The 18,460-nt window shown below is 42.6% G+C and carries 13 protein-coding genes and 1 tRNA gene; 11 read left to right on the top strand and 3 right to left on the bottom strand.

The features are described 5' to 3' along the window. Positions 1-375: 375 nt before the first annotated feature. Together ACYZZR_RS11940 and ACYZZR_RS11935 are read right to left on the bottom strand one after the other, a co-directional pair. Entirely contained in the window at positions 376-732 is a 357-nt protein-coding gene (locus ACYZZR_RS11940) for a phage holin family protein (protein WP_461534238.1), read from the bottom strand. 68 nt (positions 733-800) lie between these two features. Continuing rightward, positions 801-2,831 carry a TonB-dependent receptor family protein gene (locus ACYZZR_RS11935; protein ID WP_461534237.1) on the bottom strand — a complete coding sequence of 677 codons (2,031 nt, stop codon included), beginning with the start codon at positions 2,829-2,831 and terminating at the stop codon, positions 801-803. A gap of 267 nt (positions 2,832-3,098) precedes the next feature. On the opposite strand from ACYZZR_RS11935, the gene trxA reads away from it, so the two are divergent. From trxA to ACYZZR_RS11905, 6 genes are all read left to right on the top strand, one after another. Next, entirely contained in the window at positions 3,099-3,416 is a 318-nt protein-coding gene (trxA, locus tag ACYZZR_RS11930) for a thioredoxin (RefSeq protein WP_461534236.1), read from the top strand. A 92-nt stretch (positions 3,417-3,508) separates the two neighbouring features. After that, positions 3,509-4,438, top strand: coding sequence for a DUF58 domain-containing protein (locus ACYZZR_RS11925; RefSeq protein WP_461534235.1), 930 nt, complete (start codon positions 3,509-3,511; stop codon positions 4,436-4,438). Between the two features lie 87 nt (positions 4,439-4,525). Then, positions 4,526-4,602, top strand: a tRNA-Asp gene (locus ACYZZR_RS11920). A 107-nt stretch (positions 4,603-4,709) separates the two neighbouring features. Then, complete coding sequence (locus ACYZZR_RS11915) at positions 4,710-5,318, top strand: phosphorylase family protein (RefSeq protein WP_461534234.1); 609 nt, start codon at positions 4,710-4,712, stop codon at positions 5,316-5,318. Positions 5,319-5,406: 88 nt separating this feature from the next. Continuing rightward, complete coding sequence (locus ACYZZR_RS11910) at positions 5,407-6,342, top strand: hypothetical protein (RefSeq protein ID WP_461534233.1); 936 nt, start codon at positions 5,407-5,409, stop codon at positions 6,340-6,342. A gap of 31 nt (positions 6,343-6,373) precedes the next feature. Beyond that, positions 6,374-7,411, top strand: coding sequence for an LLM class flavin-dependent oxidoreductase (locus ACYZZR_RS11905; RefSeq protein ID WP_461534232.1), 1,038 nt, complete (start codon positions 6,374-6,376; stop codon positions 7,409-7,411). A gap of 636 nt (positions 7,412-8,047) precedes the next feature. On the opposite strand, the gene rfbB is transcribed toward ACYZZR_RS11905, so the two are convergent. Continuing rightward, positions 8,048-9,064: a dTDP-glucose 4,6-dehydratase gene (gene rfbB / locus ACYZZR_RS11900; protein WP_461534239.1), complete on the bottom strand. Its 1,017-nt coding sequence runs from the start codon at positions 9,062-9,064 to the stop codon at positions 8,048-8,050. 292 nt (positions 9,065-9,356) lie between these two features. On the opposite strand from rfbB, the gene ACYZZR_RS11895 reads away from it, so the two are divergent. The 5 genes from ACYZZR_RS11895 (at position 9,357) to glmS (ending at position 18,347) form a co-directional block, all read left to right on the top strand. Continuing rightward, positions 9,357-10,379 carry an alpha/beta hydrolase family protein gene (locus tag ACYZZR_RS11895; protein ID WP_461534231.1) on the top strand — a complete coding sequence of 341 codons (1,023 nt, stop codon included), beginning with the start codon at positions 9,357-9,359 and terminating at the stop codon, positions 10,377-10,379. Positions 10,380-10,830: 451 nt separating this feature from the next. After that, entirely contained in the window at positions 10,831-12,867 is a 2,037-nt protein-coding gene (locus ACYZZR_RS11890; protein ID WP_461534230.1) for a polysaccharide biosynthesis protein, read from the top strand. A 308-nt stretch (positions 12,868-13,175) separates the two neighbouring features. After that, positions 13,176-13,967, top strand: coding sequence for a polysaccharide biosynthesis/export family protein (locus ACYZZR_RS11885; RefSeq protein ID WP_461534229.1), 792 nt, complete (start codon positions 13,176-13,178; stop codon positions 13,965-13,967). A 15-nt stretch (positions 13,968-13,982) separates the two neighbouring features. Next, the gene (locus ACYZZR_RS11880; RefSeq protein WP_461534228.1) at positions 13,983-16,370 is read left to right on the top strand and encodes a GumC family protein; all 2,388 of its coding nucleotides are present in this window, start codon (positions 13,983-13,985) and stop codon (positions 16,368-16,370) included. Between the two features lie 129 nt (positions 16,371-16,499). Next, positions 16,500-18,347 carry a glutamine--fructose-6-phosphate transaminase (isomerizing) gene (gene glmS / locus ACYZZR_RS11875; protein ID WP_461534227.1) on the top strand — a complete coding sequence of 616 codons (1,848 nt, stop codon included), beginning with the start codon at positions 16,500-16,502 and terminating at the stop codon, positions 18,345-18,347. Positions 18,348-18,460 lie beyond the last annotated feature (113 nt).

Raw genomic sequence — 18,460 nt, 5'->3', positions numbered from 1 at the left:
TCTGATACTTTTAATTCTCCCTTTTCAATCTGACTTACCAAACTTAATTTTAAATCCAAGTCAAAAACTCGTCGGGTTCCTGATTTTTTCATGTTGTATTATCTTGCGAAAAAGGGCAACCTATTTCAGGCGTAGTCAGTTTGTAATTCATAGTTCGTAGTTTGCGGTGGTTCATAGTTGTTTAGTTGGCCTCAACTACCTTTTCAGGGCGATGTGTAGAACAGCGATATGCTATAAACCAAACGCTGTAGAGACGCAAAATTTTGCGTCTCCCCCCCATAGATGAATTAATGTGGTGCGATTTGTAGTCGATTAGTTCTTGGTGGTTTTTCGCTTTTCTGTCTTTTCGTTTTGTAGTTTGTTAGTTCGTAGTTTTTAGGTTCCAGCTTGTTCCTTATCTCCGATAAAGGAGTGGAAAATGGATTGAAGAAACGACAGTAATAAGCTAAACAATAGCGCCCACCAGAAGTTGGCGACCTGAAAACCTCCTACTAAGCTTTCGGTAAAGAGAATAACTACAGCATTGATCACCAGTAGAAAAAGTCCCATAGTAAGTATGGTGATCGGCAGTGTAAAGAGTATGAGCAAGGGTTTTACCAAGAGGTTCAACAGTCCGAGTACTAGAGCTACTACTACGGCAGTGAGATAACTGTCTACATCAATCCCGGGTAATACCTTGGCTAAAATGACTACCGCCAGGGCGGTTAAAAGGATTTTTAAAATGAGTCTCATACAATCTTATTTTAGTTTTGTCAGAATCAGGGGTCTAAACAAAGATAGATAATTTCCGGTTCATTCATCTACAATATATAGCGCAAACGTATACCTGCATAGTAATTTCTAGGGAGTCCGGGATAGTAAAATCGAGCTTCGGTGTTTCCGAATCCGGTAGCATTGATTAGCACGGATGAGGCATAGCGGCTGTTTCCTATATTGTCGATTCCTCCGGAGATTTGGATGGAAAGTCTGGGATATAGCGATGTGCCGTACCCGGCCTTGAGGTTGAATATGTGATGGGGATCGGTTTGTAGGCTATTGCTATCGGTGAGCGGAATCTTCCCTGTGCCGAAATAGTTGGCATAGAGAAAGAGCCCTTTTTGATGAATGAGTCGAAAGCCTGCATTGGTTCTGAAATTGGGGACTCCGGTAAGTGGATTGCCGGAATAATCGTTGCCTCTGTCCTCAAAGCGGATAAAGCGATGTTTGTTTATCGAGGTGGAGATAAAGGGAATTAGCGTGGTGGAATGCCCTATCACAGCCCGGTATGTGGCAGAGAATTCTATGCCTTTGTGTTCTGTTTTTCCGGCATTTCTGCCGATGTATTGATCTTCTCCTACTCTCTCTGCTATTAGGAGGTCGCGAATACTCATCAGGTAAACAGCGGTTGTAATCGAAAGCTGGTCTTTTAGGAGTTTCAACTGCATTCCCGCTTCGTAATGCATTCCTTTTTCAGGTCCCAGTTCCGGATTGATGACTCCTTCGGGGGTGAGGGTTTCTTCGGTTCCCGGAAAAGAAAAACCTCGACCGATATTGGCGTAGAGCCTCAGCTGCTTGCTGTGTTGATAGGCGATGTCGAGTGAAGGGGCAAGAATGGGTTCAAAGCGACGTGAAGCACTGGTGTTATTGTGATCTGTGTTGTAGTAATCGAGAAAGTTGTAAGAGGTGAAATTGGCGTTCAATCCCAGTCGGGCTTTCCATTTTTGAGACAGAGGCAGACTAAGAGTGGCAAACAGATTTAGTTGGTTTCTGTACTCCTTATTGTCACTTAGTTTCAGACCCTCTATACTTCCTCGACCTTCGTTCTCTTGGTACAGGTTTTCAACAGTTTTCCAGCGGTATATGTCTTTGTACATCTCCGTGCCGACCTGTATCACGCCCTTATTGTTGCCTAAGTCAAGGTCCCGTCCGAAAACAGTTCGCAGTCCGTAACCGTTTGTAAAACCACTGAGAATGTTAAAAGGACGGGGTTCGTAATGATCCATATAGGTGTAAAAAAAGCTGGTAGTATTTTGGAATGATGGCGTGAAGCGATGTGTGTAACTCAACCCCGCCAAAGTAGTATGACTGTTTTTGTACCCCTGGGCTTCCAGCCAATTGGACGCCGCCTGTCTCGGGTCTTGGTCCATTGCCGACCTACTGATAGAGCTCGGAATCTGCGCGTTGTAGGCTATCTGGCTGAACAGAAGAGACAGGCTGTTGTTGGCATTAAATCGATAGGAAGTATTCAACAAAACAGCATTGCGATTATAGGCACTGTTTTGTCGATACCCCTCTTTTTCCAGATGTTCGTAATTGAAAGTAAGAGATAGTTTTTTGTCGGCCACCGACAGTTGAGCGCTGTTTTTTAGAAGTCCGTATGAGCCTAGGGTTAGACTATTGCTCACTGATGAATATGTAAGAGGTCCCGATTGCAGTAAAATAGCACCTCCTAAAGATGATCCATAGATGGAGGCTTTAGGTCCTTCAATAATCTCTATATTTCCTATGCTTTCCGGGTCGAATATTTCAAGGGCGGTTTCACCTATGCCATTGGTTGTCGGAATTCCGTTAAAATAGGCTTTTACCTTGTTGCTTCCATAGGGGGTGCGAGCGCCCACACCGCGAATGGTAATGCGTTTTACGTTCATCCCTCCAGAAAGTATAAAAGCTCCGGGAACTTTGTTTATGGCAGGGGTGATGTCTGTGGGACTGAATTGTTGTAGTTCGGCTGTGGAGACTGAAGCAATAGGAATAACGGCAGTGCTATCGCTTTCATATCCTTGAGTGCTGTGACCGCTTACCGTTACTCCCGGAAGTTGTGTGGGTGCTTTTTCCTGGGCTTTTATCTGCACATTGTACAACACAGAATAAGAAGTGTGAAAATGAGTCGAATAATAGCTGTTTTCATCCGGGATTTTGCTTTGGTGTCAAACCTACAGAATAATTCACAGACGGACAACGGAGAGACTTTATGGAGAAGTAATCCTACCCCAGGAATATACTGTAATTATCAAGGTTTACAATGCATTCATAGTCAAAACTAATACTACAGCGTAAAACCACAAGAATATTTGATTAAATTTGCAGGGTAAACCCGATGATAATTAAAATTTGATGTTATGGCATTAGAAATCACAGACGCTACTTTTGAAGAAGTAGTTTTAAAGAGCGATAAACCGGTTATGGTAGACTTTTGGGCAGCTTGGTGCGGACCCTGCCGTATGGTAGGTCCTATCATCGAGGAGGTGAGTTCGGAGTATGAAGGCAAAGCCGTTGTTGGTAAAGTCGATGTAGACGCCAATCAGGAATTTGCTGCCAAATACGGTGTGCGCAATATTCCTACCGTATTGGTGTTTCAGGGAGGTGAGGTTGTTGGAAGACAAGTAGGAGTAGCCCCAAAAACCACTTATACCGAAGCTCTCGATTCGCTGTTGTAATCGAAATGAATACATTACTATAAAAAAGGTTTGGCGTATAGTCAGACCTTTTTTATTTTTAGGGGTGTGGAATAATTGTAAGCAAAGTGGATTTGAACATACAGAGTGAATTACATAACATACAACTTTTTAAGAACCTCGGCTTGTTGGCCAATCAGGTGGTAGAGGGGTTTATCAGTGGGATGCACAGGAGTCCGTTTCACGGTTTTTCCTCAGAATTTGCCGAGCACCGCATATACAATCCCGGAGAGAGTACACGACATATCGACTGGAAGTTGTATGCTCGTACCGACAAGTTGTATGCCAAGAGTTATGAAGAGGAGACCAATCTGAGGTGTCATATCATTATCGATAATTCGTCGTCTATGTACTATCCCGAGCTAAAGCAGCTATCTGCACGACGGCTGAACAAAATCGGATTTTCAGTATTGGCCTCTGCAGCGCTGATGAATCTATTGAAGCGCCAGCGAGATGCTGCAGGACTCAGCGTGTATTCTGATGTTTATAACTTCTATGCCCCAGAAAAGGGGAGTAGCAGACACTATGGAATGTTGTTGAACACACTGGAAGAAATAGGAAGCCACACACCCAAACAGCGCAGTACACATACTTATACTTTTCTCCATCAGATTGCTGAAAAAATGCACAGGAGGAGTATGATATTTTTGTTTACCGATATGTTCCAAACAGAGACTGCCGACGACCAATTGTTCAATGCGCTCAGGCATCTGAAGTACAACAAACACGAGGTGGTGCTGTTTCACGTAACCGACAAGTCGGCTGAGGTCGATTTTGACTTCGACAACAATCCGAAGGGCTTTATAGATGTAGAAACCGGTGAAGCGGTAAACCTCTATGCCGACAATGTCAGGGAAGAGTACCGAAAAAAAGTTGAAAATTACATTTCAATGATAAAATTGAAAGCGGCGCAATACCGCATAAAATATGTGGAAGCTGATATTAGTAAAGATTTACAAAAAATTTTACAGACTTACCTTGTTGAGAGACAAAAGTTTATTTGACCAGAGGTGAAAGTCGCTCTCTTTTTTTTTATAAAACATTTGCGGAATTGAAAAAGCAATGTATATTTGCATCCGCAATACGGCAAAGGTCTGGTAGTTCAGCTGGTTAGAATACATGCCTGTCACGCATGGGGTCGCGGGTTCGAGTCCCGTCCAGACCGCCAAAAAATAAAAAAGCTCATCGAAAAGATGGGCTTTTTTGTTTTGTAGTTGGTAGTTCTTAGTTCGTAGGAAAAAAATACGTATTTTCTCATTTTATAAAAGAGTATAGATGATTACTGTAAATTCAAAAAACACTTTTCCAGTCAACGAGGTGCTGTTTGTCTTTGCTCTAGCTTCGGAGGCAGCTGATGTATTTGCTTCATACGGGCATTTGATCTGCGGAATAGGCAAGGTAAACGCAGTGTACGAGCTGACGAAGGCGATACAGCAAAAAAGGCCATCGCTAATTGTAAACTTGGGCTCAGCCGGGAGCGCTCACCATAAAAAAGGCGAAGTCGTTTGCTGTACAAAATTTGTACAACGGGATATGGATGTCAGGGGATTGGGTTACGCGCAATACGAAACACCGCTATCAGGTCTTCCTCCTGTTTTGGAATACGGATTGAAAATGGAGGGAATACCTCAGGCTATTTGCGGAACGGGGGATAATTTTGAAATGTCTCATTCTAGCTCGGTATACGATGTGGTAGATATGGAAGCCTATGCTCTGGCGTTGACCGCTATGAAAGAAGAGGTCCCTTTTTTAAGTCTTAAGTATATATCAGATGGTGCAGACGGCAAGGCTGCCGACGATTGGACAGTGGAGGTACACCGCGCTGCAATTGCTTTTGAGAGAGTTTTAAGGCTGAATTCGAGATCTACCTCAAAAAAATATTAACTTAGTCGCTAAATCCCATTTTTTTAAAATTCAATCGAGTTTAAATACCTACGCTAAAGCTATAAATCAATTTGACAAAAGTGCTATCATGAACAAGACTCTAAAAACAATTGCTATCACAACGCTGGCTATACTAATAGTCGGCTGTTCTAAAGACGACGCCGGGACAAATACAAATAGCGACAATCAGCCACAACCACAGCAGGGCGAGCGACTGCTTTTAAAAACCTATACTAAGGGTGCCAGTGAAACGGAATTTTTATACGACGATCACTTTTATCTGATAGGTTTTTTGGAAGAGAGTGAAGTTCAAAATGTGACCTACGATTCCGACAAAAACGTCACCCAATTCGGGAGTACACAATACACTTACAATGACGACGGACAGATCACAGCTATGTCTATCCCCGATTTCGCATCAACTTCCAACCGAAAGGCAAGTTTTACGTACAATGAGGAAGGCTTGTTGGTTAAATCGGAAGCTCAGGAAACCTTTGTATTTGTCGATGTCCGATGTACTCGAATTTTTGACTATAACAGCGATCAGCGCTTGGTGTCGTTTGTCGAGTATTCAGATGAAAGTAGTCTGTATTACGACCGTTATTTGATCAGTTACGACAATAAGGGGAATGTGACAGAAATAAGGGAGCAGTCTAGCAATGACAGTGGCCTTACCTATACCGATATCAACGTATACAGTTTTACTTACGACGATAAAAATAGCTACAGCCAAGTCTTGCTTGCCGCTATGGGAGTGAATGCTAATATGAATTTGTTTGAATTACCTATTGGAGGAGGAATACCGATAGGGAAGACTATACACGATTTTCGACCTGTTATTTATTCGCCTAATAACCTGTTGAGAGTTTCTTCAACTACCGGAGATGAAACCTTTGCTTTTGAATATGAGTATAACGAAGAAGACTACCCTGTAGCTGCTGAAGAAAACGGAACGACAGCTGAGGGTGCTGCACCGGTGCTAAACCACAGATGGACTTACGAAACAGTTGAAATTGAAAATTAGATTTGTAAAAACGCATTGCACATAAAGATATATGAATACAAAGAAAACAGCCTGGTCTGTATTGGAGTTGGCCACTATTGCTCAAGGAAATACCATTGCTCAAACCTATAAAAATGCTGTTGCCTTGGCTCAATTGGCCGAAGCGGCAGGGGGTAGGCGTATGTGGTTTGCAGAGCATCACAATATGCCAGCTATAGCCAGTAGTGCTCCACAAATTCTTATAGGGCATATTGCGCAGGCTACTAGTACTTTGCGCGTGGGGTCGGGGGGTATTATGCTGCCCAATCACTCCCCTTTTATCATTGCAGAGCAATTCGGTACCTTGGGGAATCTTTTTCCAGGACGTATCGATTTAGGATTAGGTAGGGCACCAGGTACCGATCAGGAAACGGCTCATGCTATAAAACCCGAATTTATTCAGGCTTCTCATTCGTTTCCTTTGGATGTCGATGCTATTCAGACTTATTTCTCTATAGAAAACAAAGCGGCCAGGGTACGGGTTACACAGGCCGAGGGGGTCGATGTGCCTATTTTTATTCTCGGATCGAGTACCAGCAGTGCACATCTTGCGGCGAGAAAAGGATTGCCCTATGCCTTTGCCAGTCATTTTTCTACCGTGCAATTACACGAGGCTCTTCGCATTTATCGGGAGGAATTTCAAGCCTCGGAAAGTTGGCAAAAGCCTTATGTGATAACCGGTATCAACGTCTTTATCGCAGATACAGATAGCGAGGCCGAAAACTTGTATACCTCTCATTTAAAAATGGTGGTCAATATACTTACCGGAATGACTACAGAGTATATAGAACCACCCGTAGAAATGACTCCGGGTTTGAGAGAGACAATGCGACATCCCAGGGTAGTGCAAATGGCTCGGTATACTTTTATCGGAAGCAAGGAAACCGTAAAAGAACAAGTGCAGCAGTTCTTGAAACAAACAGAGGCAGACGAGCTTATCGTTGCTACTAATACATATGATATTGCTGATCGTTTGAAGTCCTTCCGATTATTTGCTGAGATTATGGCTGAGATTATGGCTGAGATTAATGAAGGATATCGGGATATGTAGAGAGTTGGTTTTTGTATATTTAAAAAAAGTATTATATTTGCAGTCGCTACTGCCGTAATTTGTGTTTAGTAGTGTATAGATTACGGTTTTTTTACAATGTAAATCAACCGTTGTGAAATAGATAAAAAGGTTTTCGGATTAGCTGAATTAAATCCTTTGATATATACGGGGGAGGCTCTGTGGGGGGCTGTAACCAAGAATTTAGTTGTGTTGTTAGGGGTGAGTCTTTGGCTCGCCCAGGTTTAGTAGTTAGACCAATGAAAGGCTTTTCCGCCACGTGCGGAGAGCTTTTTTTGTTTTAGGGGTGTAGCGATTGCTATATGCTTATCTCTTTTGCAAATCTGTACAGATTAGGAGTCTTGATTCTTGGATAGTTTCCGAGGAGAGGTACGTAGTCGTTCAGGTCGTCTATGGCGATAAACAGCACATTGTATTTTTCTTGAGATTGTAGTCATCAGAAGGGGCGAAAAGGCAGTACGACAAAACGGCGATGAGTAGTTGTTGCTTCTTTACAAGATGATACAATGTTTTTATAACAGAGGTGTTTGGCGGATAATCAAACTGGATCAAGATAGTAACATTGTGTTTTAAAAGAGGGTATTTTCTTAAAATATATTTTAGAGTTTCTCTTTTTTCTTAGTCATTCGATCGTTGATCCAGGTACCACTGCACTGTTTTCAGGATACCGCTTTCAAAATTCTCTTCGGCTCTCCAGCCCAGTTCTCGAGTTATTTTGGTGGCGTCTATAGCGTATCGGCTGTCGTGCCCTGGGCGATCCTTTACGTAGGTAATAAGTTTGCTGTATGAACCTTCCTCTGCCGGATGTAGCTCATCTAAAAGTGTACAAACGGTATGCACAATCTCGTTGTTATTCTTTTCGTTCTGTCCTCCAATATTGTATACTTCACCACTGCGACCTTTGTGAAAAGCGAGGTCTATCCCCCTGCAGTGATCTTCTACGTACAGCCAGTCGCGTATATTGCTTCCATCGCCGTATATGGGTATAGGAAGTCCTTTTAAGGCGTTCTTAATAATGGTGGGGATTAGTTTTTCAGTGTGCTGATAAGGACCGTAATTGTTAGAGCAATTAGTGATTACCATATCTAAGCCATAGGTGTGGTGATAGCTGCGTACAATCATATCGGAAGCTGCTTTGCTCGCCGAGTAGGGCGAATTAGGGGCATAGGGCGTTTGTTCGGTAAACAGCCCTTCGGGGCCTAGGCTACCGTATACTTCATCGGTAGAAATATGATGGAAACGGCAGTTTTCATATCCTTCTCGATATTGAAAAGGAGCCTTCATCCAATATTTAAAAGCTACATCGAGTAGAGTATATGTACCTTGTACATTGGTTTCCATAAAAATACCCGGAGTATTAATCGAATTGTCCACATGCGATTCCGCCGCAAAGTGGATGAGTCCTCTGATATCGTATTTCTCAAAGATGTGATGCACGCCTTGTCGGTCACAAATATTGCCTTTTACAAAAGTGTATCGCTCTCGATCTTCAACCTCTTCTAGGTGTTTGCTGTTGGCTGCATAGGTGACCAAGTCGAGGTTTATCAAGTGATAATCGGGATAGTGCTTCAGAAAATAGGAGATAAAGTTAGTCCCTATAAATCCCAGTCCCCCTGTAATAAGTATGTGTTTGATAGGTGTCACAAAGAAGAAACATCGATTAAGCAAGGTAAAGATACAGCGAATTTTGAAAAGGGCAATTTTGTTTTTTGCTATTTACTCTTTGCTGGATAAGGTTTGTTTTTGAGGAAGTGGGAAGTGTTGTGGTTAGGCAATACACCTGCTTTCATCATTGTGTTTGTCCGGGAAAAAAGAATTGCAAATCGTATTTGGAAGAGAAAACATCTTAAAAAGGAATCCTTACTTTTGTGGTTTTAAATGCCACTTATGGAGCATTGAGAACAACCAAATTGAAACAATACATATTATGAAAAACAAATTGTTAAAGCAGACCATAGGCGTCTTAGTTGTAGTTTTAGGAGGTGCCACGGGATTTTCACAAACCAAAGAGAGGGTGTCTGAAAGTAAAAAACCGGCAGGGGAGAAGTATATAAAATTTGACGATACCCGAAAAGTGATATGGGATGAGGTGTTTGAAGTTGTAGATATTAAATCGACTAAAGACAACAGTTTACAGAAATCCTATTTCTATAAGTCGCAATCTGACAAACCCCGGCCACTTGTTGTGAGCCTTCATACCTGGAGTGGTGATTATACTCAGAGGGACGACCTTGCCAAAATGTGTGTGGCGCAAGACCTGAATTATATACACCCGGATTTTCGAGGAGCGAATAAAACGGCCAGCGCCTGTTGCAGTGACTTGGCTATGGCCGACATAGACGACGCTATTAGTTATGCGATAGACCACGCCAATGTAGATCCAGACCATATATATGTGATAGGGGTGAGTGGTGGTGGATTTGCTACCCTAAACACCTTTATGCGATCTGCCCACCGTATAAAAAAGTTTTCTGCCTGGGCATCTATCACCGACTTGGCAACTTGGTACAAGGAGAACAAGATAAAGAAGAGTAGATATGCAAAAGAGATACTGGCTTGTACGGGGTCGGGAAAAGAACTCGATATAGAAAGCGCCAGACAGCGTTCTCCTATGTTGAGAAAAACGCCGGTAGAAAAACTGAAAAACTCTACACTAGACATTTATGCCGGAGTTTACGATGGGATACGCGGAAGTGTGCCGATCACTCATTCTATCAATTTTTACAACAAATTGCTCGCCGAAATGTCAGTTGCCGATAGTTCGGCCTATGTGTCGCCTGCCGAAAAATTACATCTGCTGGAACACCGAGATCCGATTGGAGAATTAGGAGAGATAGGGGGAAGGAAAATTTGTTTGAAAAAGAATTATAAAAATATAAGTCTGACCATTTTTGAAGGTTATCACGAAATGTTGACCGAATTTGCGTTTGAAACACTAATTGAGGAATAGTCTGCCATCTCTATAGTTCCTGCTCATTGAAGGAGGGAGGAATCTCCATATCGGAACAATCATCCTGAATTTATGCTCTCTTATGTCTAAGTTAGGTGGTGTGAATTTAATTTTTTTAGGATTGAGCTATCCCAATGCAATATATTGATTGTGGAAGACGTTTCTGTACGTAGACACCTAAGTAAATGCCGTTTTTTTAGTAAAAAGGGAAACAAAAATTGTAGGGATTTTAATATAGTTTTAAGTGGAGTCTCAGGCTTTTTATGAACACATGGTGATGGTAAAAATAACGTTTTGTTTACAAAAGATCGTGATTTGTAATATGGAATGCTCTATATTTGTAAGTTAATCCCCGCTTTTCAACACAAAAAAACACGATTTTTTAGTTTTTTTTAACAGGTCTGTTTTTTTTTAATACCTTTATTATGAGGTAGGAGGGCAAAACGTTTTTATGAACGAATCTAGACAACGGTATATGGAGAAACTCAACTGGAATAAACTCAAGGCTGCCGTACAATTGATTTTTCAGTCGGGAGGGAGACTTGATCTGAAAAATATAGGTTATTTGCCGCGATGGATTGTATTGGGAATGGATATTGCCATTCTTGTTTTTGCTGCACTAGTTACCTATATGTTGCTGCAAGGGCTCACACTTAGTTTTTATTCACCCCTCAGCCGTTTTGAAGAGCTCACTCTGGTGGTGGCTGCAAATACAGTTTTTTTTGTGGTGTTCCGTACTTATGCGGGGCTTATACGCTACTCTTCATATATAGATGGTTTAAAGCTGCTGTTTTCTACTGCCTCGGCTTTTTTGACGCTGGTGGTAATAAATTATCTCAGCTTGTGGATTACGGGCTCTAAGTTGTTGCTCTTTCAGGGACTTTTTGTGTATACGGTAATCGCTTTTGCCGCACTTTTTCTGTTTAGGGTAGTGGTGAAGCAGGCGTTTCAGGCTTATAATAACGAAAAAAAAATAGTGGCAAAAATGCCGGTATTGATTTACGGTGCCGATTCCAACGCTATTTCGGTTGCCAATGCGATCCGGACAGAACAACCTCCGCGTTTTAAGATTATCGGGTTTATCGATAGAAATAGGCACAATGCCAGTAAGCGAATTTTGGATTTGCCTATATTGAACGATAACAAACGAATGTCGGTACTGCTGCGTGCACATCGTGCCAAAGGGGTGATATTGGCTGATAAGCATCTGACCAAGACGGAGCGAATTACTTTGGTAGACGACTGTTTAGATCACGGATATAAGGTGTTCACCGCTCCTTTGGTATCGGATTGGGAGAACGAACAGAATTTTTCGGGGCAGATCAAAAATATACAGATTGAAGATTTGCTAGAGCGCAAACCTATAGTGCTCGACAACAAAGGGGTTTCCCGAGAGATAAAGGGCAAACGCGTATTAGTTACAGGAGCTGCAGGATCGATAGGCAGCGAGATGGTACGCCAGGTACTGAAATATAAACCGGAGATGCTGATTATCCTAGATCAGGCAGAAACTCCTCTTCATCAGTTGCGTTTGGAAATCGATAAGTGTTGTGGCGAGGTGATATTTGAGACGGTGATTGGCGATGTGCGTAATTACGAGCGAATGAAACGAGTGTTTGAAGTGTTTAAACCTCATGTAGTGTATCATGCGGCAGCGTATAAACACGTGCCACTGATGGAAGAGAACCCTTCTGAAGCTGTTTTTGTCAACGTAAACGGCACCAAAAATATGGCCGATCTGGCGGTGCAATTCGAGGTAGAAAAATTTGTTATGGTATCTACCGATAAGGCTGTAAATCCGAGCAATGTGATGGGAGCCTCAAAAAGAATAGCGGAGATGTATGTGCAATCGAAGTATTTTTCTTTGCAAAACAAAGGAAAAAACAGCACCCGTTTTATCACTACTCGTTTTGGGAATGTACTGGGGTCTAATGGATCTGTAGTTCCACTGTTTAAAGAACAAATAGCCAATGGTGGTCCAGTGACGATTACACATCCTGATATTATCCGCTATTTTATGACTATTCCCGAGGCATGTCGGTTGGTACTGGAAGCGGGAGCCATGGGGAAAGGAGGAGAGATTTTTATTTTTGATATGGGAGAGGCTGTGAGGATTATGGATCTAGCAACTAAGATGATTCGATTGGCAGGTTTTGAACCAGGAGTGGATATTGAGATTAAAGTTACTGGATTGCGTCCGGGAGAGAAGTTGTACGAAGAGCTGTTGAGTGATAAAGCCAAAACCCTACCCACCCACCACGAAAAGATTATGATAGCTACCGAAACCACCGACGATTACCAAGAGGTGAACAAAGCGGTGAATCTGCTTTGTGAAGAAGCTGTGAAGTTTAAAAACCGAAAAACCGTAAAGTTGATGAAGGAATTGGTGCCGGAATACAAAAGTATGAACAGCTTGTTTGAGTGTTTGGATGATGACGATGACGAAGGTGGAAAAACAGCCAAAAAAGAGGAGACAGAATTGTTGTGATAAGAGTGTTGAGCCGTCTCCGGTAGGCAGGTTCTCTACTGCGCTTCGTTTTGAATGATATTGTACAGTAAACAACACACTGTGTTTTTCAAAGAAATTGTAAAGCTATATACTGCCCTCAACAGTTTTACATTATTCACTACAATCCGCCATCTGGGGCCTCAAAAGGTGGGGAATATTATACAGTATATAAGAAAATGGTAAAGGAAAAATAAAAAAATCGTTTGCAAATACTATATTTGCAGCATAAGTATGCCAGTTGGGTCCCGGATCATATACTCAATAAGCAGATGTAAACTACTCAAATAATGGTAAAAAAATATTCGGTACACCGTTTCTCCCCTTTCTATATATGGATTGTTTTGGTACTTGTATTAAACTCTTGTGCTTCCAAAAAAGATATTGTTTATTTTCAGGATATTGAGGAAATTGACAAATTGGCAAGCCAGGTGATTTACGATCCTGTATTGCAACCGGACGACCTGCTCACTATTATGGTGTCGGCTTTTGATACAGAAACGGCTATTCCTTTTAACCTTCCCGCTGTGGCTTATATGGGGTCGGATGGAAATGCGGCAGGGAGAGCACAGTATCAGACTTATTTGGTAGACAATAAAGGTGAAATAGAATTCCCGGTGATAGGAACAGTAAAGTTGGGAGGACTTACCCGAAGGGAGGCGGTTAATCTGCTAAACGAAAAAATTTCACACTATATCAAAAACCCCATTGTGAATATCCGTATTATGAACTATAAGGTGACTGTGCTGGGGGAAGTAGCTCGTCCGGGTTCGTATACTATTCCAAACGAACGTATCACCATCCCTGAAGCTTTGGGGCTTGCTGGCGATCTGACTGTATATGGAAAGCGAGATAACATCTTGATTATCCGAGATAAAAACGGAGAAAAGACCTATACCCGAGTAGATATGACCAAAAAGGATATTCTGGAATCGCCTTACTACTACTTACAGCAAAATGATGTGATATATGTAGAGCCAAACAAAGCTCAGGTACAAGCTTCTGCATTTAACAGAAATGCTCCTGTCTTTATTTCATTAGCCTCTATTGTCATATCTCTAATTTCCATTTTAACACGTTAATCAGCGGTTTTAACCATGCAATCGAATCAGGATATACAGCCTATGCACCCTGCAGGGGAAGAAGAAATTAATTTGAGAGAACAGCTGGATCGATACTTGGCCAACTGGAGGTGGTTTGCCGTAGGAGTAGTGGTCTGTATGATACTAGCCTTCCTCTACCTGCGCTATGCCACTCCAGAATATAGCGTATCGGCCACTATTATGATTAAGGACGACAAAAACGGGGGGGTGTCTTCAGAACTATCTGCCTTTGAAGATATGGGGATGCTGTTTGGCAATAATACCAATAGTGTAGACAATGAGATTGAGGTACTGAAATCGCGAACACTGATGGAAACCGTACTCCGACAAAAGGGGTTTAATATATCGTATTTTACCACCGGACGTATCAAGACTTCGGAAACGTATAACCCACCGGTAAAGGTAAACTTTTCAATGGCTGATTCTGCCCTGTACGAGCTAGATACTACCTTTACAGTTCGCATTGCTTCAGATACTCGTTTTGAACTGCTAAACCAGGAAGAAGAAAGCCAAGGAGAATTTGGTTTTGGAGAAAATATAGAGACGTCTTTTGGGAAGATTACCATATTGCCACATAGTGCCAACACTCAAGAATACGGGGGGCAGGTGGTCACGGTAAAAGTAATTCCTTTAGCAAAAGTGACTCAGAGCTATCTACAACGCCTACAGGTAAATCTGGTGGGGAAAAACACCAGTGTGATAGAATTGAGCTTAAACGATCCGGTGCAGCGAAAAGCTGAAGATATACTAAATGGACTGATAGAACAGTACAATGCTGATGTGGTGGCCGACAAAAATTTGGTGTCGCGTAATACAGCTCAGTTTATTGACGAGCGATTGCAGGTAATAGAACAGCAATTGGGTGATGTGGAAGAGAATGCGGAAGGGTTTAAACAGCGCAATCGACTGACCGATATTACTTCGGAAGCCTCATTGGCCTTGGAAAGCGCTGGAGAATACGAAAAGAGGATAGTGGAAGCTGAGACGCAGTTGCAACTTACCGATTACCTGATTACCTACCTACAGGAAAACAATGATAATAGCAGCTTGATTCCGGCTAATATCAGTACAGAGAACGGGAATTCAGGCAATATGATTATGGAGTACAACAAGTTGGTACAGGAGCGCACCCGACTGTTGAAAAGCTCAACAGAAAATCACCCCATTATCATCAATCTCGACGGGCAGATCGCTTCGCTGAGACAGAGTATCGCACAGACTCTGAGCAATCTGAAGTCGTCGCAAACCATATCGCTGAACGAACTGAAGCAACAGGAACAGTTGTTAGGCTCTAAGATTTCGGCTGTACCGGAACAGGAACGGGTATTTCGCGGGATACAACGACAACAGCAAATAAAGGAAACACTGTACTTGTATCTTTTGCAAAAAAAGGAAGAGACTGCTATATCTCTCGCAGTAACAGCACCTAATGCCAAGATAATTGACGCGGCTTACGGACAGGATATACCTGTGTCGCCAAAAAGAAATATTATCCTGTTGGCCGCGATAATACTGGGAGTTCTAATTCCCTTTGGAGTTATATATCTGAAAGACCTTTTGGATACCAAGTTGCAAGGACGTAAGGATATAGATGGAAAGTTGTCTGTGCCTTTCTTGGGCGATATTCCGAAATCGCACTCCAATGATGATATGATTACCGTAAGCAGCCGAACTGCGGCGGCAGAGGCGTTTAGGATCTTGCGAACCAACCTCGATTTTATGTTGGCGAATGCAAATGGAGATAAGGCTAAAAAGATTTTTGTGACCTCTACACTGTCGGGGGAAGGAAAGACCTTTGTGTCGACCAATCTCGCAGGGACATTAGCCTTGTCGGGTAAGAGGGTGTTGCTAATAGGTATGGACGTGCGAAATCCGAAACTGTCGGAATACGTAAATCTCCCCGATAGTCGTGGGTTGACCAATTATTTGAGTAATGGGGAAACTAGAATTGACGATTTGATTTTTGGAATTAATCGCGAGGGCTTTGCCAACTTGGATGTGTTGCATTCAGGTGCTATACCACCCAACCCGGCCGAATTGCTGATGGGCGATAAGGTGGGAGTGCTGTTTGAGGAATTAGAAGATCGCTATGACTATATTGTGGTAGATACAGCTCCAGTAAGCTTGGTGACCGACACCTTGCTGATCAGTAAATACGCGGATGTGTTTGTTTATGTGTGTCGTGCGGGCTATTTGGATAAGCGTATGCTAGCTGTGCCCGAAAATTTGTACAAAGAAAAGCGCTTGCCCAATATGGCTATACTGGTCAATGATTCGGACGCTAAAAAAGGTTACGGCTACGGCTATGGTTATGGTTATGGCTATGGTTACGGACATACAGAGGAGGCTTCACCCTGGTGGAAAAAACTCTTCGGTAAATAGACGACTAACTAATTTTGATCATAATTTTACATACGTACTACAATTTTTTACACAGGAAACAGTTTGATGAAGATGACGGTTATATTTTTGTAGGTACGTAAAGAGTTTTAATTGTAAACATTGTCGAGTATGTGTGGAATTGTAGGATATATAGGTTATAGGGAGGCATATCCCGTGGTAATTAAAGGACTTAAACGACTGGAATACCGAGGGTATGACAGTGCAGGTATAGCCTTGTACGACGGTCAGGATATTCAACTGAGTAAAACACAGGGTAAGGTGAGCGACCTGGAACGGCGAGCACAAGAAGAAATACCTCTTGGAGGGACTCTGGGGATAGGGCATACCCGATGGGCTACACACGGCGTACCTAACGATGTGAATTCGCATCCACATTACTCCAATTCTGGTGAACTGGTTATAGTGCACAACGGTATTATTGAGAATTACGAGTCACTAAAAGCGGAGTTGAAAAAGAGAGGATATACTTTTACTTCCGATACAGATACAGAGGTTTTGGTAAACCTGATAGAAGATGTAAAGAAGCGTGAAAACCTTAAGTTGGGCAAGGCGGTACAAGTTGCTTTAAACCAGGTACACGGGGCTTATGCGATTGCTGTGTTTGACAAGACCAAGCCCAATGAGGTGGTGGTCGCCAAACTGGGTAGTCCCCTCGCTATTGGGATAGGTGAAGATGAGTTTTTTGTGGCTTCTGATGCATCTCCGTTTATCGAATATACTAACAACGCCATTTATCTCGAGGACGAGGAAATGGCTATATTGCGACGTGGAAAAGAGGTTAAGATACGCAAGATAAAAGACGATTCGCTTGTAGCGCCTTATGTGCAGGAATTGCAAATGAATTTAGAGCAGATAGAAAAAGGAGGATATGAGCATTTTATGCTGAAGGAGATATACGAGCAGCCTGAAGCTATCAAGGATACCTATAGAGGTCGTTTACGTGCGGATGAAGGGATTATAAAGATGGCAGGGATGGAAGATTACATGGAGAAATTCCTCCATGCCGATCGCATCCTTATTGCCGCTTGTGGGACTTCGTGGCACGCCGGACTGGTAGCGGAATATATCTTTGAAGATCTGACACGTATTCCGGTGGAAGTGGAATACGCTTCCGAATTCCGTTATCGCAATCCCGTAATCACAGAAAAGGATGTGCTGATTGTGATTTCGCAATCGGGCGAAACTGCCGATACACTGGCAGCTATAAAATTGGCAAAGGCAAAAGGAGCTTTTGTGTTTGGAGTGTGTAATGTGGTAGGATCGTCTATCGCTCGCGAATCGCATGCAGGAGCTTATACCCATGCCGGTCCGGAAATAGGAGTGGCGTCTACCAAAGCCTTTACCACACAAATTACTGTACTGACCTTGATGGCGCTTAAACTTGCTTCTGCAAAAGGTACTATTTCTCGTACCGAACTACAGCGCTACCTGACCGAAATGGAAGCTGTACCAAACAAGGTGGAGCAATGTCTTCAGATTAACGAGCACGTCAAGCATATCGCATCGCTATATCAGGAGGCACCCAACTGCCTCTACTTGGGAAGAGGGTATAACTTTCCGGTAGCTCTTGAAGGGGCTCTTAAACTCAAAGAAATCTCCTATATTCACGCTGAAGGATATCCGGCGGCTGAAATGAAACACGGCCCTATTGCGTTAATCGACGAGCAAATGCCAGTGGTGGTGATCGCTACGCGATATGGACACTACGAAAAGGTGGTGAGCAATATACAGGAGATCAAGTCGCGAAAGGGAAAAATCATCGCTGTGGTGATGGAAGGAGATACTACTGTGCGTGAAATTGCCGATCACATAATCGAAATACCCGAAATATCAGAAGCTTTGAGTCCGCTTATCACTACAATACCACTACAATTGCTCAGCTACCACATCGCCGTGATGCGAGGGTGTAATGTAGATCAGCCCCGCAATCTGGCCAAGTCGGTTACGGTAGAGTAGTTTGAAACTCTTTTTTGAGATACTTCACTGCGTTTCACTCCGAACGACGACATTGATTGTCATCTCAACGGTAGTGTCTGCCTGCCGGAGGAGAGAGTGATTTTATGAGGTGA

This window comes from Sinomicrobium sp. (genome assembly GCA_029266035.1).
Lineage (GTDB): Bacteria > Bacteroidota > Bacteroidia > Flavobacteriales > Flavobacteriaceae > Sinomicrobium.
This window is presented reverse-complemented; position numbering and strand designations above follow the sequence as displayed.